The organism is Vibrio sp. 10N.222.55.C6 (genome assembly GCF_041473395.1).
GTDB lineage: Bacteria > Pseudomonadota > Gammaproteobacteria > Enterobacterales > Vibrionaceae > Vibrio > Vibrio crassostreae_C.
In genome coordinates this window covers 162813-180735 of record NZ_JBFRSD010000004.1, presented here as the reverse complement: position 1 = coordinate 180735, position 17923 = coordinate 162813, and the positions used below count along the sequence as shown (strand labels likewise).

At 45.3% G+C, this 17923-nt stretch carries 13 protein-coding genes; 6 read left to right on the top strand and 7 right to left on the bottom strand.

All coding sequences use genetic code 11. The features are described 5' to 3' along the window. Positions 1-14: 14 nt before the first annotated feature. Both AB4486_RS04990 and AB4486_RS04985 read right to left on the bottom strand, forming a co-directional pair. Positions 15-1280, bottom strand: coding sequence for a GntP family permease (locus AB4486_RS04990; RefSeq protein ID WP_017059423.1), 1266 nt, complete (start codon positions 1278-1280; stop codon positions 15-17). A gap of 127 nt (positions 1281-1407) precedes the next feature. Then, positions 1408-2562: a sugar diacid recognition domain-containing protein gene (locus AB4486_RS04985; protein WP_017066809.1), complete on the bottom strand. Its 1155-nt coding sequence runs from the start codon at positions 2560-2562 to the stop codon at positions 1408-1410. A 131-nt stretch (positions 2563-2693) separates the two neighbouring features. Here AB4486_RS04985 and AB4486_RS04980 point away from each other — a divergent pair, with 131 nt between their 5' ends. From AB4486_RS04980 to AB4486_RS04955, 6 genes are all read left to right on the top strand, one after another. Beyond that, positions 2694-3062 (top strand): YacL family protein, encoded by a 369-nt coding sequence (locus AB4486_RS04980; RefSeq protein ID WP_372116612.1) that lies wholly within the window; start codon positions 2694-2696, stop codon positions 3060-3062. Between the two features lie 238 nt (positions 3063-3300). Further along, the gene (glnK, locus tag AB4486_RS04975; RefSeq protein ID WP_004738200.1) at positions 3301-3639 is read left to right on the top strand and encodes a P-II family nitrogen regulator; all 339 of its coding nucleotides are present in this window, start codon (positions 3301-3303) and stop codon (positions 3637-3639) included. Positions 3640-3666: 27 nt separating this feature from the next. Continuing rightward, positions 3667-4896, top strand: a complete 1230-nt coding sequence (locus AB4486_RS04970) for an ammonium transporter (RefSeq protein ID WP_017059420.1) — start codon at positions 3667-3669, stop codon at positions 4894-4896. Between the two features lie 295 nt (positions 4897-5191). Beyond that, a complete protein-coding gene (locus AB4486_RS04965; protein WP_017059419.1) occupies positions 5192-6205 on the top strand; it encodes a Fe(3+) ABC transporter substrate-binding protein in 1014 nt (337 codons plus the stop codon). A gap of 244 nt (positions 6206-6449) precedes the next feature. Beyond that, a complete protein-coding gene (locus tag AB4486_RS04960; RefSeq protein ID WP_372116610.1) occupies positions 6450-8075 on the top strand; it encodes an ABC transporter permease in 1626 nt (541 codons plus the stop codon). After that, on the top strand, positions 8075-9103 hold the full coding sequence (locus tag AB4486_RS04955) for an ABC transporter ATP-binding protein (RefSeq protein WP_017059417.1): 1029 nt from the start codon (positions 8075-8077) through the stop codon (positions 9101-9103). The genes AB4486_RS04960 and AB4486_RS04955 overlap by 1 nt, the downstream gene beginning before the upstream one ends. Before the next feature lie 150 nt (positions 9104-9253). Here AB4486_RS04955 and AB4486_RS04950 read toward each other — a convergent pair whose 3' ends face one another. The 5 genes from AB4486_RS04950 to AB4486_RS04930 form a co-directional block, all read right to left on the bottom strand. Next, entirely contained in the window at positions 9254-10666 is a 1413-nt protein-coding gene (locus AB4486_RS04950; protein WP_371721506.1) for a phosphoglucomutase/phosphomannomutase family protein, read from the bottom strand. A gap of 74 nt (positions 10667-10740) precedes the next feature. Continuing rightward, positions 10741-13146, bottom strand: coding sequence for a GH36-type glycosyl hydrolase domain-containing protein (locus AB4486_RS04945; RefSeq protein ID WP_017066806.1), 2406 nt, complete (start codon positions 13144-13146; stop codon positions 10741-10743). A 128-nt stretch (positions 13147-13274) separates the two neighbouring features. Beyond that, on the bottom strand, positions 13275-15236 hold the full coding sequence (locus AB4486_RS04940) for a beta-N-acetylhexosaminidase (RefSeq protein ID WP_372116608.1): 1962 nt from the start codon (positions 15234-15236) through the stop codon (positions 13275-13277). Between the two features lie 12 nt (positions 15237-15248). Continuing rightward, complete coding sequence (locus tag AB4486_RS04935; protein ID WP_372116606.1) at positions 15249-16133, bottom strand: BadF/BadG/BcrA/BcrD ATPase family protein; 885 nt, start codon at positions 16131-16133, stop codon at positions 15249-15251. A gap of 2 nt (positions 16134-16135) precedes the next feature. Next, positions 16136-17857: a glycoside hydrolase family 9 protein gene (locus AB4486_RS04930; protein WP_372116604.1), complete on the bottom strand. Its 1722-nt coding sequence runs from the start codon at positions 17855-17857 to the stop codon at positions 16136-16138. Between the last annotated feature and the right edge of the window lie 66 nt (positions 17858-17923).

The window sequence follows — 17923 nt, the reverse complement described above, 5'->3', positions numbered from 1 at the left end:
TGATACCTTTAAACTTAAACAAACAGACCAAATACACCGAAGATCATTACTGAGACGAAGGCGATAACAAGACCGACCGCTGACTCATAAGGGATGAGTTTTAGACGTTCATGAATACTCATATGTACCGCACCACCCGTGGCATGGAAGAAGCTACCATGTGGCATATGGTCAAGTACTGTCGCACCAGAGTGGATCATTGCTGCGCCTGCGAGAGCTGGAACACCTAGCTCAAGAATGGTGCTGGCAAATACATTCGATGCCACTACTGTTCCGGCAGTTGTCGATGCGGTTGATAGTGCCATCAGTGCGCCAGAAAACGGAGCAAGTAAGTAAGAAGGCAGCCCAGACATCGTCAGCACTTCAATCAGATCAGCTTTTAGTCCTGAGTTAGCAATGATGCCTGCAATGGTTCCTGTGCCCAGTAGCATTACAGCAACCGGTGCCATACGTGACAAGCCTGAAACCGCAAAGCTATTGGCTTGTTTGAAGCGACCCATAGCCAGTGCACCCAGCAATCCACCCAAGGGTAATGCAATTAGAGGATCAACATTGATATCAGCGAGTGGTCGCAGCGCGAGTAGGGCAATAGCCACTAACGGTGCAACGATTGAAGAAGAAAAGCTTGGCAGTGAACTTTGATCCGCTTTGACCACTTCACTTTCCGCTACTTTTGAACCTTTATTGACGAGGCGCTTTGCCAAGAAGTAGGCGAAAAGCAGCCCAAATAGACCCGGAATCACGCCTGCAGCCATCACAGAGGTTAACGGAACATTGAACGCATCAGCCGCCGCAATGGCATTTGGGTTAGGCGACATGACATTACCTGCTTTACCGCCGCCCACCATCGCCAAAAGGATCGCGGTTTTAGAAAGGTCTGCGCGGCGAGCAATAGCCAGTGCAATAGGAGAAACCGTGATAACGGCCACATCAACGAAAACGCCAACAGCGGTTAAAATCATGGTCGCAATGGCAAGAGCAAGTAAGGCGCGAGTTTCGCCTACTTTTTTGATGATGGATTCTGCAATCGAGGTAGCCGCCCCTGATTCAATTAGTACGCCGGCCAACACACCAGCGGCGAGAATTCGCATCACTGAAGTGACGATCCCTTGGGCACCACCTATCATTAACTCAACGGTTTCGGTGAGAGAAACGCCGCCAACCACGCCGCCAACCAAAGCACCGATGATCATGCCGTAGGTGGGTGGCACTTTTTTAAGAATGAGCGCGATAGCAACAATCAATGCTGAAAGTGCGCCAAGAGTTGAAACTTCAATCATGTTCTATTTCCCAGATAACGATGTGTCATTTTCGGCAAATATAAAGATATAGGGTTGGTAAGTCTTTGTCATTCTCTACAAATAAGTGCTCAAATCGGTCCTTTTAAATTGTGCAGTTGCACATTTTTTAGCTCGACCAGTGGAATAGATTTATTGCAATGTAGAGTTGAAATAGATCGTCTATATTGTTGATATTTAATGATGTTATTTGGTTTATCTTGTCTGTTCGATAGCGTAGCGTATTGCGATGGATATGTAGTTCGTTACAGGTGAGAGCTGAATCACAGTTCTGCTTTAAATATGTCTTCAAAGTTTTGATCAGTATCCCTTTACTGTCCTGTTGTTGAAGATGTAGGTAAGACTGCTCCAGTTGCTCACGAATCCATGGATCTTGTAACAGGCTACTCATAATGGCCGGCAGTCGATAGTCTTGATAGAAAAACATGTCTCCGGGGCGGTTACCGACACTGCGCATAGTGAGCTCAGCGGTATCATATGAGCGTGCTAAACCAGAAAGTCCGGTAAAGTAATCCCCAAGCGCAATCTTGATTTGAAACTTAGCTTCTTTCTTTATTCTTTTGAGTAGCAATTTCACGCGCTTGGCTTCTGCATCCTTGGACCAGCTGTTCCCTATCAGGGTTATAGGCTTGAGTACCACCACTTCGTTTTGTGAAACAGACAAGATACCGACTAAATTATCGCGCTCGGGATATTCAAGTAAATGTACTAATTGCTGTAAGTTTTCCAATGAAGGCGCAGTGTCTCCTATCGGTAACACCTTGACGATGGCGGCAATCCGCGGTTGTGCAAGGTCGAGATCCAGACGCTGTGCGATGGATTGCAGTTGCATGTCATTAAGCGTGCTACCTCGGATTAATTGCAATACCAATTCTTCACGATGCCTCTTATTCCATTCTACTTGAGACATAAGTACAGCTTGTTCAACAATAAGCTCAGCGGTCATCTTCACCAGCTCACCAAAATGATGAACTTGCTGCAGTGTCCCAGAAACCCCAATCGCCCCAATGACATTATCCTGAAATAGAATCGGTAAATTAACTCCAGGCTTAACCCCTTTTAGGTGTTCGGCAGTGGCTTCGTCAATATTAACGACTCGTGATTCGGTGATGGCAAGTACCGCTCCTTCATGTTTTTGGTATAAGCGAGTAGGATCACTGGATCCAATAATGCGACCTTTATTATCCATCACATTAATCGAGTGTGGGATGATCTTCATGGTTCGTTCGACAATTTGTTTGGCAATCATTTCGTTCAACTGCATAGAGCCCTCCTCTTCATTGACTGTGTAGGTTGGATCGTAACGATAAATTCGTCAATACGCTCGTTTCTGACAAGACAATGGTATACTCAGAAATAGTATCGCTTGAGTATTAATGCAGTATAGGTTGAGTTATGGAGTTTGAATTTACTAGAAACACTCTAATGGGTGAATACTATGTGAAATGCAGCATGGGCCATGAGATTGTTGGCCGTTGGCTTCAAGAAGAGATCGGTAAAGATAAGCAAAAATTAGATCATGTGATGGCGTTGATTGAGCAATCTCGACAGGACTTGAGCAATGAAGTGACGTTGCTTGGCAAAGAGATTAGCCTTGCGATTAATGAAGACGAAGTAACGATTCAAGAAAACGTGTTATCGCATGAGCAAGAGATGGAAGAGGGCAGTGAGTTCGACTTCTATAACTGTGAAAGCCAAGCAAGCTGTGGAATCGACGATTTCGAACTGCTCATCGAACGCTGGATGGATTTTTTAGGTTACTAGTCCTAAGACCTATTTGTTAGTCATTCAGAGCTTTGAAGGCTCCGTTGCCCAAAACTGGAGCAATAAGAGCATCGCGCATTAAGATAGTGAAAAGGCTGCACCATGTTGGTGCGGCCTTTTTCGTTATTACGACCTTATTATCTTCATCTTATTTAAAATCAAGCACTTAACTTTTTGGCACGCTACTTGGATTGTAATAAGAGAATTAACGGATTAAGTAAGAATTTAAGGAACGAATATGAAATTAATAAATGCCATTGTTAAGCCATTCAAATTAGACGATGTACGCGAAGCGCTCTCTGATGTGGGTATTGAAGGTATGACTGTTTCTGAAGTGAAAGGCTTTGGTCGTCAGAAGGGACACACTGAATTGTATCGTGGTGCAGAGTACCAAGTGGATTTCCTACCAAAGGTGAAGCTAGAGATTGCTACCCAAGCTGAGAATGTTGACCGAGTTGTTGAAGCGATTAGCCAAGCGGCACACACCGGAAAAATCGGCGACGGCAAAATTTTTGTGTATGACCTAAGCCAAGCCGTACGAATTCGTACTGGTGAAATGGATGCTGAAGCACTTTAAAGAATTACAAGGACTGGAGACTTTAATATGGAACTTACAACAACAGTAACGGAACTACGTTACGCACTAGACACTTTTTTCTTCCTCATTTCAGGTGCGTTGGTAATGTGGATGGCAGCAGGCTTCGCGATGTTAGAAGCTGGCCTAGTTCGTTCAAAGAACACCACAGAAATTTTAACTAAGAACATCTGTTTGTACGCAATTGCTTGTACAGCTTTCTTAGTGGTTGGTTACAACATCATGTATGTCGACAACGGTGAAGGCGGTTGGTTGCCATCATTTGGTACTCTAATTGGTACACAAGGTGAAGGCGCAGATCACTCTTTAGAATCAGACTTCTTCTTCCAGGTAGTATTCGTTGCAACAGCAATGTCTGTAGTATCTGGTGCGGTTGCTGAGCGTATGAAGCTTTGGTCATTCCTAATCTTCTCTGTAGTACTAACAGCGTTCATTTACCCTGTTGAAGGTTATTGGACTTGGGGCGGTGGTTTCCTATCAGAAGCGGGTTTCAGTGACTTCGCAGGTTCAGGTATCGTACACATGGCTGGTGCAGCAGCAGCGTTAGCTGGTGTTCTACTACTCGGTGCTCGTAAAGGTAAATACGGTAAGAACGGTGAAATCTACCCGATTCCTGGTTCAAACATGCCACTTGCAACGCTAGGTACATTTATCCTTTGGTTCGGTTGGTTCGGTTTCAACGGCGGTTCTCAACTGATGGTTTCGGATTTTGAGAACGCAACAGCAGTAGGTCAAATCTTCCTTAACACCAACGCAGCAGCAGCAGCAGGCGCAATTGCAGCACTACTAGTATGTAAAACAACTTGGGGTAAAGCAGACCTAACAATGATTCTTAACGGCGCGTTAGCTGGCCTAGTAGCAATCACTGCAGACCCTCTATCACCATCACCTCTATTTGCTGTAGCGATTGGTTCGGTATCTGGTGCATTGGTTGTATTCAGCATCATCGCTCTAGACAAAGCTAAGATTGATGATCCAGTAGGTGCTATCTCTGTACACGGTGTATGTGGTTTCTTCGGTCTAATGGCTGTGCCACTAAGCAACGCTGATGCAACGTTTGGTGCTCAGCTAATGGGTGCAGCAGTCATCTTTGCATGGGTATTCGGTGCTAGCCTAGCAGTATGGGCGGTGCTTAAAGCAACAATCGGTATCCGAGTAACGGAAGATGAAGAACTTGAAGGTATGGACATGCACGATTGTGGTGTCGGCGCTTACCCTGAGTTTGTATCAGTAAAATAATCAACAGTCGTCGCCTAATCTGAATGGGTTAGGTTGGACAAAGAAAGCCCCGCAACTCTTGTTGCGGGGCTTTGTTGTATTTACGGTTGCACAATATATAAACACGAACGTTGAAGTTAGGCTCATTGTTTAAGGGGAACGACAAGACACAAAGTTGAAATGGTTTGTTACAAAAGTGAGAGTTTGAATGGTCTGAGTAGACGGATTTTTTGTTGGTCGTCATTGTAATTATGTTAATGATGAATATAATAACGCAACTGATAGACATTATCATTTCGATATAAAGGATTTTACAATGAAGAAACTGCTAACACTTTCAGCTCTAGCGTGTGGTGTAATTGCCCCGACAGCAATGGCTGCGGAAGAAGTAAACGTATACTCTTACCGTCAACCTTTCCTTGTTGAGCCAATGTTCAAAGAGTTCACAAAAGAGACTGGTATTAAAGTAAACGTTAAGTTTGCTAAAAAAGGTTTAGCAGAGAAGTTAGCTCAAGAGGGTGAATACAGCCCAGCTGACGTTGTCTTAACTGTAGATATCAGCCGTCTATCTGAATTAACTAAACAAGGTCTAGTTCAATCTGTAGAGAGCGATGTACTTGAAAAGAACATCCCAGCTCAATACCAAGATACAGATAACGAGTGGTTCGCTCTAACAACTCGTACACGTAGCGTTTATTCTTCACGTGACCGTGTTGGTCGTCTAGGTGAAGAGTTCACTTACGAAGATCTAACTAAGCCTGAATTTAAAGGCAAAATCTGTACTCGTAGTGGTAAGCACCCATACAATGTTTCTCTAGTATCTTCGATGATTGCTCACAAAGGTGAAGCTGAAACGAAAGAATGGCTAGAAGGCGTAAAAGCAAACCTAGCACGTAAGCCTCAAGGTAACGACCGCGCGCAAGTTAAAGCGATTAAAGAAGGTCTATGTGATGTTGCTCTTGGTAACAGCTACTACCTAGGTAAGATGGTTAATGATAAAGAGCAAAAAGCTTGGGCTGACTCTGTTTACATTAACTTCCCTAACCAAGAGACTACAGGTACTCACGTAAACATCTCTGGTATGGCAATGGCTAAATACTCTCCAAATGAAGAGAATGCCGTTAAGCTGATGGAATTCCTATCTGGTGACACAGCACAAAGCATGTACGCAGAAGTGAACTACGAATACCCAGTGAAAGCAGACGTTAAACCTTCTGAGCTTGTTGCTTCATGGGGCGAGTTCAAAGCGGATACTATTTCTCTAGACGAAATTGCAAACCACCACGCGGCTGCAATCAAGCTATTAGACGAAGTTAAGTTCGATCTATAATTTATTACGGTAGGCTTCGGCCTAAGTAAAATGACAACCTCAAGTCGCCATTTTGGCTACTTGGGGTTGTTTGTTATTGGAAAATCACTTTTTGATACAAAGCACCCCGTTGATCCCTTGAGTTATTAGCATCTCACCTTGAAGTCATTAGAGTATATGGGTATAAATAACCCCACCATTAAAAGGATATGAGATGTATTTGCAAATGCATTTGTGTTTCATTAAGCCTCGTTGTAGTTAGGCGATGAAAGAAAAGAATTATTTATGGAACACCAGTAGCGGCATTATTGCTGTATTACTGGTCTTACCGATCTTAGCGATTTTTACGACGGCTGTTGGAGAAACAGATGAGCTATTTTCTCATCTGATGTCCACAGTGATGCCTACCTATGCCTACAATACGGTGGTTTTAGTCATAGGAACCATGTTCCTGTCTTTAGTTTTTGGTATTCCGTCGGCTTGGGTTATGGCAATGTGCCGTGTTCCGGGAGAGCGTGTTTTGCAGTGGGCACTCGTCCTGCCATTAGCAATGCCAGGCTATATTGTTGGCTATATCTTTACCGATTGGTTCGACTTTGCCGGCCCTGTTCAGGTTCTACTGCGAGATCTTACTGGGTGGGGACCCGGTGAGTATTGGTTCCCAGATATTAGAACCTTATCCGGCGCTATTATTGTTCTGTCTCTCGTTCTCTATCCTTATGTTTATTTGCTGTGCCGCGCGGCATTTATGGAGCAAAACGTCTCCTTATTACAATCTGCTCGTTTGCTAAAATGCTCGCCTTGGGAAAGCTTCCGTCGTATCTCCTTACCACTTGTTCGTCCATCAATGGCGGTCGGTTTATCGCTTGTTGCTATGGAGACCATCGGTGACTTTGGTACCGTGAGTTACTTTGCGGTAAATACTTTAACGACTGCGGTTTATGATACTTGGCTAGGCTACTCAAGCTTAACGGCAGCTGCGAAACTATCGGCAATCATGCTGGTTATCGTGATCCTACTGTTGAGCTCAGAGCGATACAGTCGCCGTAAGCAGAAGCTATTCCAGAATCAGTTCAGCAGCCGCGAAGATTTTCGTTACGACCTTTCTGGTTGGAAAAAATGGCTGGCACTATTCTGGTGCTGGGGATTAGTTTGCGTTGCGTTCTTATTCCCTCTTGGCCAGCTCATTATTTACGCCTACAAATATTTTGCTCAAAGCTGGACCCCTGAATTCAGAGAATATGCCATCAACAGCCTTTACGTTTCGGTAGCTGCTGCGATTATTGGCGTGATTATCGCGATGATTGTTAACTTTAATCAACGCGTTAGTCCGAGTAAGAAAAATCAGGCTTATATGCGTCTCGCTTCGATGGGCTATGCCGTTCCAGGCACCGTGTTAGCGATTGGGGTGATGGTACCTGTTTTGTTCATGGATCACTTGGTCAATGACATTGCGAAAGTGATGGAGTGGGGGCGACCTGGTTTGATCTTCTCTGGCTCCATGTTCGCGCTAATTTTTGCCATGGTCGTACGTTTTTCTGCAGTGGCGATTGGCAGTATTGAAAGTAGCTTGAGTAAAGTATCTCCTTCATTGGATATGGCTTCTAAAACCATGGGTTGCAATACCAACCAGATGTTACGTCGTGTTCATTTACCTTTGATTAAACGTGGCGCATTGATCGCTGGCTTACTGGTGTTTATCGAATCAATGAAAGAGTTGAATGCGGCATTGCTGCTGCGTCCTTTCAACTTCGAGACATTGGCGACTTATGTTTATAACTATGCCTCAGATGAGCACCTAGAATTGGCGGCGATGCCTGCTGTATTATTGGTGTTGGTGGGTTTAATTCCTCTGATCATCGTAAACCGTTCCTTGGAGCAGAAAAACTAATGAGTTGTGCATTATCAATTAAAGATCTGACTTGTAAGTATGAGTCGCAAACCATTTTGGAAGCGCTCTCGTTAGAAGTTGAGCATGGTGAAATTGTTTGTCTTCTTGGTGCGAGTGGCTGCGGTAAAACGACCTTACTGAAGGCGATTGCAGGCTTACTTCCATTAAGTAGCGGTGTGATGAGTTTGAACTGTCAAACCATTGATGATGGCGAGAATTGGTTGCCACCAGAGCAGCGTAACATTGGTATGATTTTCCAAGATTACGCCCTGTTTCCGCATCTGACGGTAAACCAGAATGTCGGCTTTGGCTTGAAAGACCTTTCTGAGCAGCAAAAGAAAGACAAAGTTCAAGAGATGCTGGAGTTGGTTCACTTAGATGAGTACGGTGACCGCTACCCACACCAACTTTCAGGTGGTCAACAACAGCGTGTCGCTATTGCTCGTTCTTTGGCGTACAAGCCAGACTTGCTACTGTTAGATGAACCATTCTCAAACATCGATACTCAGGTTCGTCATGAGCTGATTTCTCAGATTCGCAAGATTTTTAAGAAGCAGGGTGTTACAGCTATCTTCGTAACTCACAGCCGTGAAGAAGCGTTCGCATTTGCAGATAAAATGGCAGTAATGAACCATGGTGTGATTGAGCAGTATGGTTCGGCATCTGAGTTGTATTTCCATCCTTCAAGTAAGTTTGTTGCAGACTTTTTGGGTGGCGGTAGCTACCTCAATGCACAGCGTATTTCGGAGCATGAATTTGAAACCAGTTTGGGTATGGTTGAAGCCAAACCGCAAACGGAGATTGAGTTCGGCAATACATGTGAGCTTCTGCTAAGGCCCCAGCATATCCAAGCAAGTTACGAGCAAGATAGTGCTATTTCGGTGCTAGAACAGCAATTTATGGGTGATCACTGTCGTTATGTAATCGAAGCGCATGGTCAGAAGTTATTAGCAACCTCGTCAGAAGCACTTGAAGTGGGTATGCCGGTCAACGTAAAAGTCGATACCAAAGGCGTATTGGCTTTTTAAAGAGATATAACGCGATACTAATCGTTACAAGAATCGCGATAAAAAAGCCCAGCACTTTAATCAAAGTACTGGGCAAGAGTTCTTCACTTATAGGCTTTAACAAGGCAGTGATTTGTTAAGTCCCATACAAAACTGCTGCACTCTATAAGCCTATAGAGAGAGGAAGTCTTTCACTTTTTGAAGAACACGTTCTGCAGTGTCTTTATCTTCCATTTCTGCGAAGATTCGTAGTAACGGCTCTGTTCCTGAGAAGCGAGCAATCACCCAGCCGCCATTCTTGAAGTACACCTTGGCACCATCTTCATAGCTTACTTTTTCAATTTCGTATTCAAATTCAGGCAGTTGCTTCTCGACGTAGATCTTAGTGTAAAGCGCTTCTTTCTCTGAAGGTTTAAACTTACAATCGCCTTCTGCGGTGTAGGCATAGCCATATTTAGAGTAAATCTCATCAAGTAATTCAGACAACTTCTTGCCTGTCACACTGATCATCTCAACCAGTAAGCTTGAAGCAAATACGCCATCCTTACCTTTGATGTGACCACGAATGGTTAAACCACCTGAACTTTCGCCACCAATCAGAGAGTCATCGGCCTCCATTTGTGAGCTGATATGCTTAAAGCCTACAGGAACCTCAAAGCTCTTCTCACCATGATCTGCCGCCACTTTATCCAGTAGGTGTGTGGTTGCGATGTTACGAACGACAGAGCCCTTCCAGCCTTTGTATTCCAGCAAGTAGTAGTAAAGTAGGAGTAGCACTTCGTTAGGGTGAATGAAGTGACCTTTCTCATCGATGATTCCCAAACGGTCAGCATCGCCATCAGTACCAATACCAATGTCATAGCCTTCTGCTGCAACTAAGTGCTTCAAGCGATACAGCGTTGCAGCATTTGGCGACGGCATTAAGCCACCAAAATCTGGGTTTTTGCCATCGTTGATGACGTCGACATCACAGCGACCGTTAATCAGCACGGTTTGCAGAGCGTTTTTCGCCACACCAAACATTGGGTCGATCAGCACGCGTAGATTCGCTTTCTTAATCGATTCAATATCGATGGCATTAATGATGGAATCAACAAAGGCGTTCATCGGGTTGATGATTTCGATCTCTTTGTCATTCAACGCTTGCTCGAAATCGACACGAATAATATCTTCGTTGGTCAGTGTTGCGATTTGCTGTTCGATCTTCTCTGTGATGATCTCATCAGCATCACGGCCACCTTCAATGAATACCTTGATGCCATTGTAATCGGCTGGGTTGTGAGAGGCGGTAATACACGCCGAGTAGGTGCATCCCATCTCTTTTGCTTGGAACATCACGATAGGTGTTGGAACAAACTTATCGATGAAGCTTACTTTGATGTTGTTCGCCGCAAGTACTTCTGCAAACCAACATGCGGCTTTATCGGAAAGGAAACGACGGTCATAGCCGATCACAAACCCATTCTTGGCTGCATCTTCGTTGTTGATGATGTTAGCGAGTGCTTGCGCTACCAAACGGACGTTTTCTCTAGTGAACTCCTCACCAATGAAAGCGCGCCAGCCACCTGTACCAAATTTAATCATTAGAAAATCCTTTTAGTCTCATTGTCTCAAGCCTGTAAAGACTTGAGACAAGAGCTGTTCGTTAAATTGCGTGACTAGCCTAGAACAACGACAACATCGTTCACGCTGCCTTCTGCTTGTACTGGGATAGCGCCTTCAACTGATTCACCATTGATAGTGATAGAGGCAACGCCTTTGCTTACTGCATTCGGGTTTTGCACTGTGATGTTATAAGTCGCGCCACGCCATTGACGAGTAACCTCGAATTCTGGCCAATCAGTCGGGATACAAGGATCAACCGTTAAGCCTTCAAAGCCTGTACGAACACCAAGAATGAAGTTGGTTACCGCGAAGTAAGCCCAACCAGAGGTACCGGTTAACCAAGGGTGGTTTGCACGGCCGTGGTCTTGGTGATCTTTACCCATGATGAACTGCACGTACGAGTATGGTTCTGCGTAACGCGTTTCAATCATGTCGTTTTGGTTGTATGGGTTCAGTGCGTCGTAGAATTTCATCGCACGGTCACCACGGCCTAGTTTCGCTTCTGCTACCCAGGCCCATGGGTTAGGGTGAGAGAAGATTGCGCCGTTCTCTTTTACGCCTTGGTAAACGCGAGTTACGAAACCGATATCATCGTTTGGTGTTGCAAATGAAGGAGAGTTTAGGTGTAGGCCGTATTCTGAGAAAAGGTTCTCATCAACAGCGTCCATCGCTTTCTCACCGCGTTCTTGAGATACAGCACCAGATAGAACGGCTAGCGTGTTTGACTCAAGGTGTACACGACCTTCAGCTTGTTGAGCGGTACCGATCTTGTCGCCATTTTTAGTTAGACCACGGATGTACCAGCCGCCTTCGTCATCCCAAAGGTGCGTTTCACACGCTTCGCGAACGTTAGCTGCCATTTCAGTATATTTCGCAACATCAGCATCGTTATTACGGAACTTAGCAAGATCTAGGAATTCTTGTAGCGCCCAGAAGTGTAGGAATGAAACCATTGAAGATTCACCACCACCTAGGTTCAAACAGTCATTCCAGTCAGCACGAAGGCCTTTACAGATACCCGTTTGACCCACGTATTCAGCAGAGAAGTTCAGTGCCGCTTTCATGTGTTCATAAACTGTCGCCTCGCCACCGTCTGCGTATGGAATCACTTCATCGAAGAAGTCGTGCTCACCGGTTTCCATTACGTATTTGATAATGGTCGGAACGATCCATAGGTGGTCATCAGAACATGTGTCTTCAATGCCGTGGATCTTGTCGTCATCTGACGGTGTTGGAACAACTGTTGGTGATTTTGATGGCTCAACGTCGGCTTTCTCTGGATCGAACCAGTCAGGATCGAACAAGTGTAGACCGTAGCCCGCTTTCACTTGGCCGCGAAGCAGGTCGATAATACGTTTCTTGGTCATTTGTGGGTTGGCATGGGGTACTGAAATAGCATCTTGAGCCGTATCACGGTAACCAAGACCAGTACGACCGCCAACTTCGATGAATGATGCAAAGCGTGACCAAACCACACAGGTTTCCGCTTGGTATAGCGTCCACGTGTTGATCATTGTGTCTAAGCCTTCGTTTGGCGACTTAACTTGGAATTTGTTGCAACGCTCGTCCCAGTGATCTTTGATGCCTTGGAAAGCGGCGTCTACGTTTGCTGTGTCTTGGTACTTCTCACGTAGGCGTTCACCGTTGCCTTTACCGATACCGAGTACATACGCAAAGCGAACTTCTTCACCGGGTTGAATCGTAAATTGCTTGTGCAGAGAACCACAGTGGTTGTAACAAGTTTGAGCGCTGTTAGAACACTTACCGTTTTCAACCGCAATTGGATTTGCTTCATCACGGTACATACCAAGGAAGTTATCACGTTGGCCATCGTAGCTGTCTGGTGAGAAAGTTGAAGCTAGGTAGTAGAAGCCTTCAAAGTCGTTAGTGTTGTAGTACAGGTCGTATTCCAGAACACCTTCTTGGTAAGACGTGCCCGCAGAGTACAAAGACATCTGATGGTTTTGATTGTCTGATTGAATATGGCTGAAAGAGAACTCAACAAACGAGAAAGTGCTGATAGTACGTGGCTTGTCAGTGTTGTTCTTTAATACAACGTCCCAAACTTCTGCATCTTCACCCTTAGGTACGAATAGCGTCTTGGTTGCGGTAATGCCGCTGTATTCACATTTGAATTTTGAGTATGACAGGCCGTGACGAACTTCGTAGTTCGCTTCATCTAGGCTCTTTGCCACTGGTTGCCAAGAGATAGACCAGTAATCACCCGTCTCATCATCACGCAGGTAAACATAGTGTCCTGGGCGGTCAAAGGTGCCGTTTGGACGGAACTTAGTAACACGGTTGTATTCCGGAGAATTGTAGAACGAGTAACCGCCCGCATTGTGCGAAATCACGGTACAAAACTTTTCAGTACCTAGGTAGTTTGTCCAAGGTGCTGGTACATCAGGGCGAGTGATGACGTATTCGCGATTGTCGTTATCGAAATAGCCGTATTTCATTGTCATTTCCTTTTTAACAAACTGCATCTATGCAGCTAATTTTTAAATAGTGATGCTGAGTCGTATCTAACTGAGCACCTTAATTTGAGTCAGCAACCGCTCGATGTGAGTGTCGCTTTGGTTTTGTTTTATTGAGCTTTCCAAGGGTTGCGATAGTCAACATTGAGTCTGTCGAGTAATGGCAGGTGGCCTTTTAGGCGAGATAGGTAATCTAGCCAGTTTCGGTTGTTTTTATGTGTCCAACATCCTTCAGCTAAAGCGCTAATTCTTGGAAATACCATGTAATCCATACGCTTTTGGTTGGTGACGATCTCACACCATAGAGCACACTGAATTCCGCGGATCCGCTTACGAATTGGGTCGGTGTCGGATATTTCAGCAAGCGCTTCGTAGGTATAAGCTTGTTCTAATGGGATTACGGCAGCCCAATCTACGCCCGGTTCTTCCGGTGCATAATCTTGGGTCATATCGAGATAGGTAAATTGTGCCGGTTGCAGCACCACATCAAAGCCTTGGCGAGCGCAATTCACTGCAGCTTCTTCACTGAGCCATGAGTAGATGATGGTCTCTTTACTGACTTTGTCGCCGTGTTGCGCTTCTTCCCAGCCCACCATGCGCTTGCCAAGTTGCTTGAGTTTGTTCTCGGCATAGCGGAATAGGTGGCCTTGTAAGTCTTTGCTGTCTTGATATTGATGCTCTTTCATCAAAGCTTGAGCAGCAGGGCTGTTGGTCCACACACCGGGTGGCACTTCGTCTGCACCCATGTGAATCAATTCGCTCGGGAATAGCTCTGCGACTTCTTCAATAACTGCATCTAGAAATTGGTAAGTACCGGGCAAACCTGGGTTTAGTACATTGTCGTTGTAGTGCTGAATGCTCTTGTATTGAGTGGTATCCGCTTGCTCTACCAGCATGTCAGGCAGTGATTTGATTGCGGCACGGCAGTGTCCCGGAATATCGATCTCTGGGATCACCGTGATGCTGCGTTGCTCTGCATATTCAATGACTTCACGAATTTGTTGTTGCGTGTAGAAGCCGCCGTAGTTTTCCGCAATGTGGGTATATTGCGGCTCTAGTGCATGATCAGGGCCACGCCAAGCGCCAATTTCTGTTAGCTGTGGCAGGCTCTTTATCTCAATTCTCCAACCTTCATCGTCAGTTAGGTGCCAATGAAATACGTTGAACTTGTAGTGCGCCAGTTGATTGATTAAACGCTTCACTTGCTCTACTGAGTGGAAGTGACGAGCGCAGTCTAACATCATGCCGCGGTACTTAAAGCGCGGTTGGTCGGCTATCTTGCAACATGGTAGAGAGAAGTTCTCTGCGTCCAGTTGTTGAACTAGTTGAATCAAGCTTGCCACAGCGTGTGTAAAGCCCGACTGGCTGCCTGATTCAGCAATAATCTGTTGTGCAGTGATGGTCAGTTTGTATTCGGCTTCATCTAACGTCGGGTTGCTGCGAAATAGAATGTTGCCGCTTTCGTCTTTTGAAAGTTCAGCTGAAAGCGCGGTCGAAAGAGACAGCTCAAAGGTCGAGAGCAACTCTTGCTGGAACCAAGAGACTGCCTTATCAGCAAGATGAGATTGAACCTCAATTCTGCAGTCGTTATTTAGCGCGAAGTTACTTAGCGCGAAACTACCTTGCTGAAATTCGATCTGATTAGGCTGAGGAATCAATGCAATCTCAGCAGCGTTAACTTCAGGTATTTGATTGCGTTCACGGTATGGCGAAGCCAGTACTATGGGTGATATCGCGACAGGCAGTACCGATGTTTCTCCATCATTATGTGACTGGATAAAGGCATCGTTAAGGCCATCAGAATAGAAGCGGAATGGTGCGCTTTGAATACTGAATTCAAGGTAGTAATGGTTGTTGGCCTTTAACACTGACGAACTTGGTGTGAATGAGCAAAAGCTGCCAACTTGAGTCAGCTCTCCTTGCGATAAACTCTCTGGAAGGATGAAACGATCAAATGCAAAGTGCAGAGACCAATCTTTTACGTCGAGGTCACTTAAGTTATGTACCGTAAGGCCAAATCGGCAGTTATTTTTTTGTTCAGAAAGAACAGCTAAGTCGATGCGATAATTCATATAACTTCCCTGCTAAGCCTGTTGATACAAGTTGTGTTGTGGTTTTCCGGCAAACATCAATGCGCCTTCAATAGCGTCGAATTGAGGTTTAACGATCCATTGTTGTACTGATGGTGATAGCCAGTTGAGAATACGCTCAGCGATACTTCCCATTAAGCACACCTTGTCAGCGCCTTTTCGATGCAGTGCTAAGACAAACATTTCGATATCAGCCGCGGTTTGCTTGAGCATATCGATAGCCAGTTCGTCACCTTCGTTAGCGAGTTGAAAAATAACTGGTGAGAATTGACCGTAATCCTTTGGAATAGCACCTTTTGACCATTCGACAATGGCATCCACATCATTATTAAAGTGATTCATCACATGTAGAGTCAGCGGGGTTTTGTTGCGAATACCGTCTTCTGCAAGCAAGACTTGTTGAATCAAACGTAAGCCCATGACTGCGCCGCCGCCTTGATCTGAAATCGGAAATTCACGACCGCCAACCACATGTTGCTCACCGTCTTTTAGGAAGATACCGCAAGAACCCGTACCACCGATCATGATTGCGCCGTCTTGGCCATTGTGAGCACCAATGCAAGCGCCATAAGCGTCGGTATTTAGTGTCATGCTTGCGAAAGGGTGTGGTTGAGCCATGAAGTCGAACCATGCTGATTTTTGCTCAGCGCCAGCCAGCGCTAGGCCAACATGCATATTTGAAAAATGGTCTGAGTTGAGTTGCCCTTGTTGTGCCGCTTTTGTGATGGCATCAATAATTGAGCTCATCGCAACATCAACACCCAAAAGGATGTTGCCACTGCCACTTTTCGCTTCACCAATCAGTTTGCCTTGAGCGTCACGAATACGAGCACGACAAGAAGTACCACCACCATCAATACCGACGTAGTAAAGAGTCATTATTATTGCTCCTTACGCTGAGCTAAGAAGTTGAACTGTGCAGCGGTTGCTAATAAGAACCACGCACCATGAGGGATCCATTGCTCACCCCAGCGCCAGTTTTGAAGCATGTCATCTTTTTGTGCTGGTGGATTGAACGCAATGTCTTGTTCATCTTCAAAACCAGCTGTGATGCCATTACAGATACCGCCTTTCGCATTGAAGAAACCAAGCTGAGGCAGGTAGTCTGGGTTGTTATGGCCATGACCATCGAGCATACACATGTGGTATGGGTTGAGGCCCAAGATCCAATCAAGGCTATTTTGTGAAAGCTGGATTAAGCGCTCTTGAAGTTCGCTATCGTTAATGTGCGGTTGAACTAGGTAAGCCATGGTTGCGAGTGAGCCAAGGCGTGCGTTCTCGCCTTGCCACCAATAACCGGTTTCGTTCTGTTGAGCTACGAAGAAGGCATCACGTTTATCACCATCGACAGATTTAACGTACTGTCTTGGGTAGCCGAATGGGTTGGTGACTTTGTCGGTGATGTTGATTTCGAACTGACAAGCTTGTTCAACAACTGTGCGCGCCTGTTCTTTTAGTTCAGCATCGGTTTCGTTGTCGATGTATTCACATAGTGCAATCACCGGAAGGCCAGCTTCTGCTGCGTGAAAGTATGGACGAGAGCCATCAGAGTTTGCCGACCAGAAGTACTCAAATGAATCATCTGACTGTTGGCGAGAGATTAAACGAGTCGCCCAAGTTCTTGCTTCTGATAGGTATTGCTGGTCTTGTGTTACGCGATACAGTTCATTGGCTGCGAGTAGGGCGCAATACTCATCGATGATGTTCTCTTCACCATCGTTTATATACTGTAGGTTGTACTCTTTTAAGTGCCAGTAACCCTTAACCGCCATTTCAAGGTAGGTGTGGCTCGAGTAGCTACCAGAGATTTCAAGCTCAGAAGCTGCGGCTAATGCTGCGATAGCAACACCTGCACCTTGTCGGTAGCCCGCTTGTAAGTCCGTTGATTTATGACCTTCTTGAGTCGCATAAGCGCAGATATCGCGTTGGTTGATATCTTTGCTCCATTTGTCGAATACCGTCATATAGAAGTATCCGTCAGCGTCTTGCATACGCACTAAGAAGTCGGCACCGAACAGAGCCTCTTCCGTTAGACGAGTCATGGAGAATTTCGGGAAGTCTGGGTTATGGCCAGTCAAGCGTACGCTTTTTAGCATGTTCCAAACGACCATCGGAATTTGTTGTGGGTTTAGGTAGTTACCATAAGACAGGTGGCTAAAATACTTACTGACATCACCTGATGCGTCATACCATCCACCGTGGACATCGACGTATCGGTCGGTACCTAGAATTTGTGCTTGTCGATCTTTTTTGTCGAAAATCCCGCCACAGCGTTGTGACTTAAAGTAATGAAGCACATCAGAAAACGTGTGGTTCATTAATAGGTTGCTACCAATCTCAAATACTTCTGAACGCAGGTTGTCAAAACGTAGGTAGTAGCGACCAGATTCAGTGACTGAACTGAAATCAATAGTGAAGAATTGCCCTTGATGCCAATTTGCTACGCGGCCTTGTTTAACCACATCAAAATTTCCGACAGTCATATGGTTGTCAGCACAGACGAGTAGAGCCGTAGTGCTTGATAGGCGAGCTTTCTTAGTTTGTAGGATAGCTTGCTTCGGGCCTGTGGACTCATAGCCAATATGGTTGGTCAATAACAGCATCAATATTCTCCGACAGTCCTAGTTTCTATTGGCTAGGTACTTGAATGTTTTGGATATAAATAGTTA

What these genes read in the sequence shown, in the direction of transcription:
- AB4486_RS04930 (WP_372116604.1), bottom strand. Translation starts at nt 17,857, where the DNA reads ATGCTGTTATTGACCAACCATATTGGCTATGAGTCCACAGGCCCGAAG.
- AB4486_RS04965 (WP_017059419.1), top strand. Translation starts at nt 5,192, where the DNA reads ATGAAGAAACTGCTAACACTTTCAGCTCTAGCGTGTGGTGTAATTGCC.
- AB4486_RS04985 (WP_017066809.1), bottom strand. Translation starts at nt 2,562, where the DNA reads ATGCAGTTGAACGAAATGATTGCCAAACAAATTGTCGAACGAACCATG.
- AB4486_RS04960 (WP_372116610.1), top strand. Translation starts at nt 6,450, where the DNA reads ATGAAAGAAAAGAATTATTTATGGAACACCAGTAGCGGCATTATTGCT.
- AB4486_RS04935 (WP_372116606.1), bottom strand. Translation starts at nt 16,133, where the DNA reads ATGACTCTTTACTACGTCGGTATTGATGGTGGTGGTACTTCTTGTCGT.
- AB4486_RS04990 (WP_017059423.1), bottom strand. Translation starts at nt 1,280, where the DNA reads ATGATTGAAGTTTCAACTCTTGGCGCACTTTCAGCATTGATTGTTGCT.
- AB4486_RS04980 (WP_372116612.1), top strand. Translation starts at nt 2,694, where the DNA reads ATGGAGTTTGAATTTACTAGAAACACTCTAATGGGTGAATACTATGTG.
- AB4486_RS04945 (WP_017066806.1), bottom strand. Translation starts at nt 13,146, where the DNA reads ATGAAATACGGCTATTTCGATAACGACAATCGCGAATACGTCATCACT.
- AB4486_RS04970 (WP_017059420.1), top strand. Translation starts at nt 3,667, where the DNA reads ATGGAACTTACAACAACAGTAACGGAACTACGTTACGCACTAGACACT.
- AB4486_RS04950 (WP_371721506.1), bottom strand. Translation starts at nt 10,666, where the DNA reads ATGATTAAATTTGGTACAGGTGGCTGGCGCGCTTTCATTGGTGAGGAG.
- AB4486_RS04955 (WP_017059417.1), top strand. Translation starts at nt 8,075, where the DNA reads ATGAGTTGTGCATTATCAATTAAAGATCTGACTTGTAAGTATGAGTCG.
- glnK (WP_004738200.1), top strand. Translation starts at nt 3,301, where the DNA reads ATGAAATTAATAAATGCCATTGTTAAGCCATTCAAATTAGACGATGTA.
- AB4486_RS04940 (WP_372116608.1), bottom strand. Translation starts at nt 15,236, where the DNA reads ATGAATTATCGCATCGACTTAGCTGTTCTTTCTGAACAAAAAAATAAC.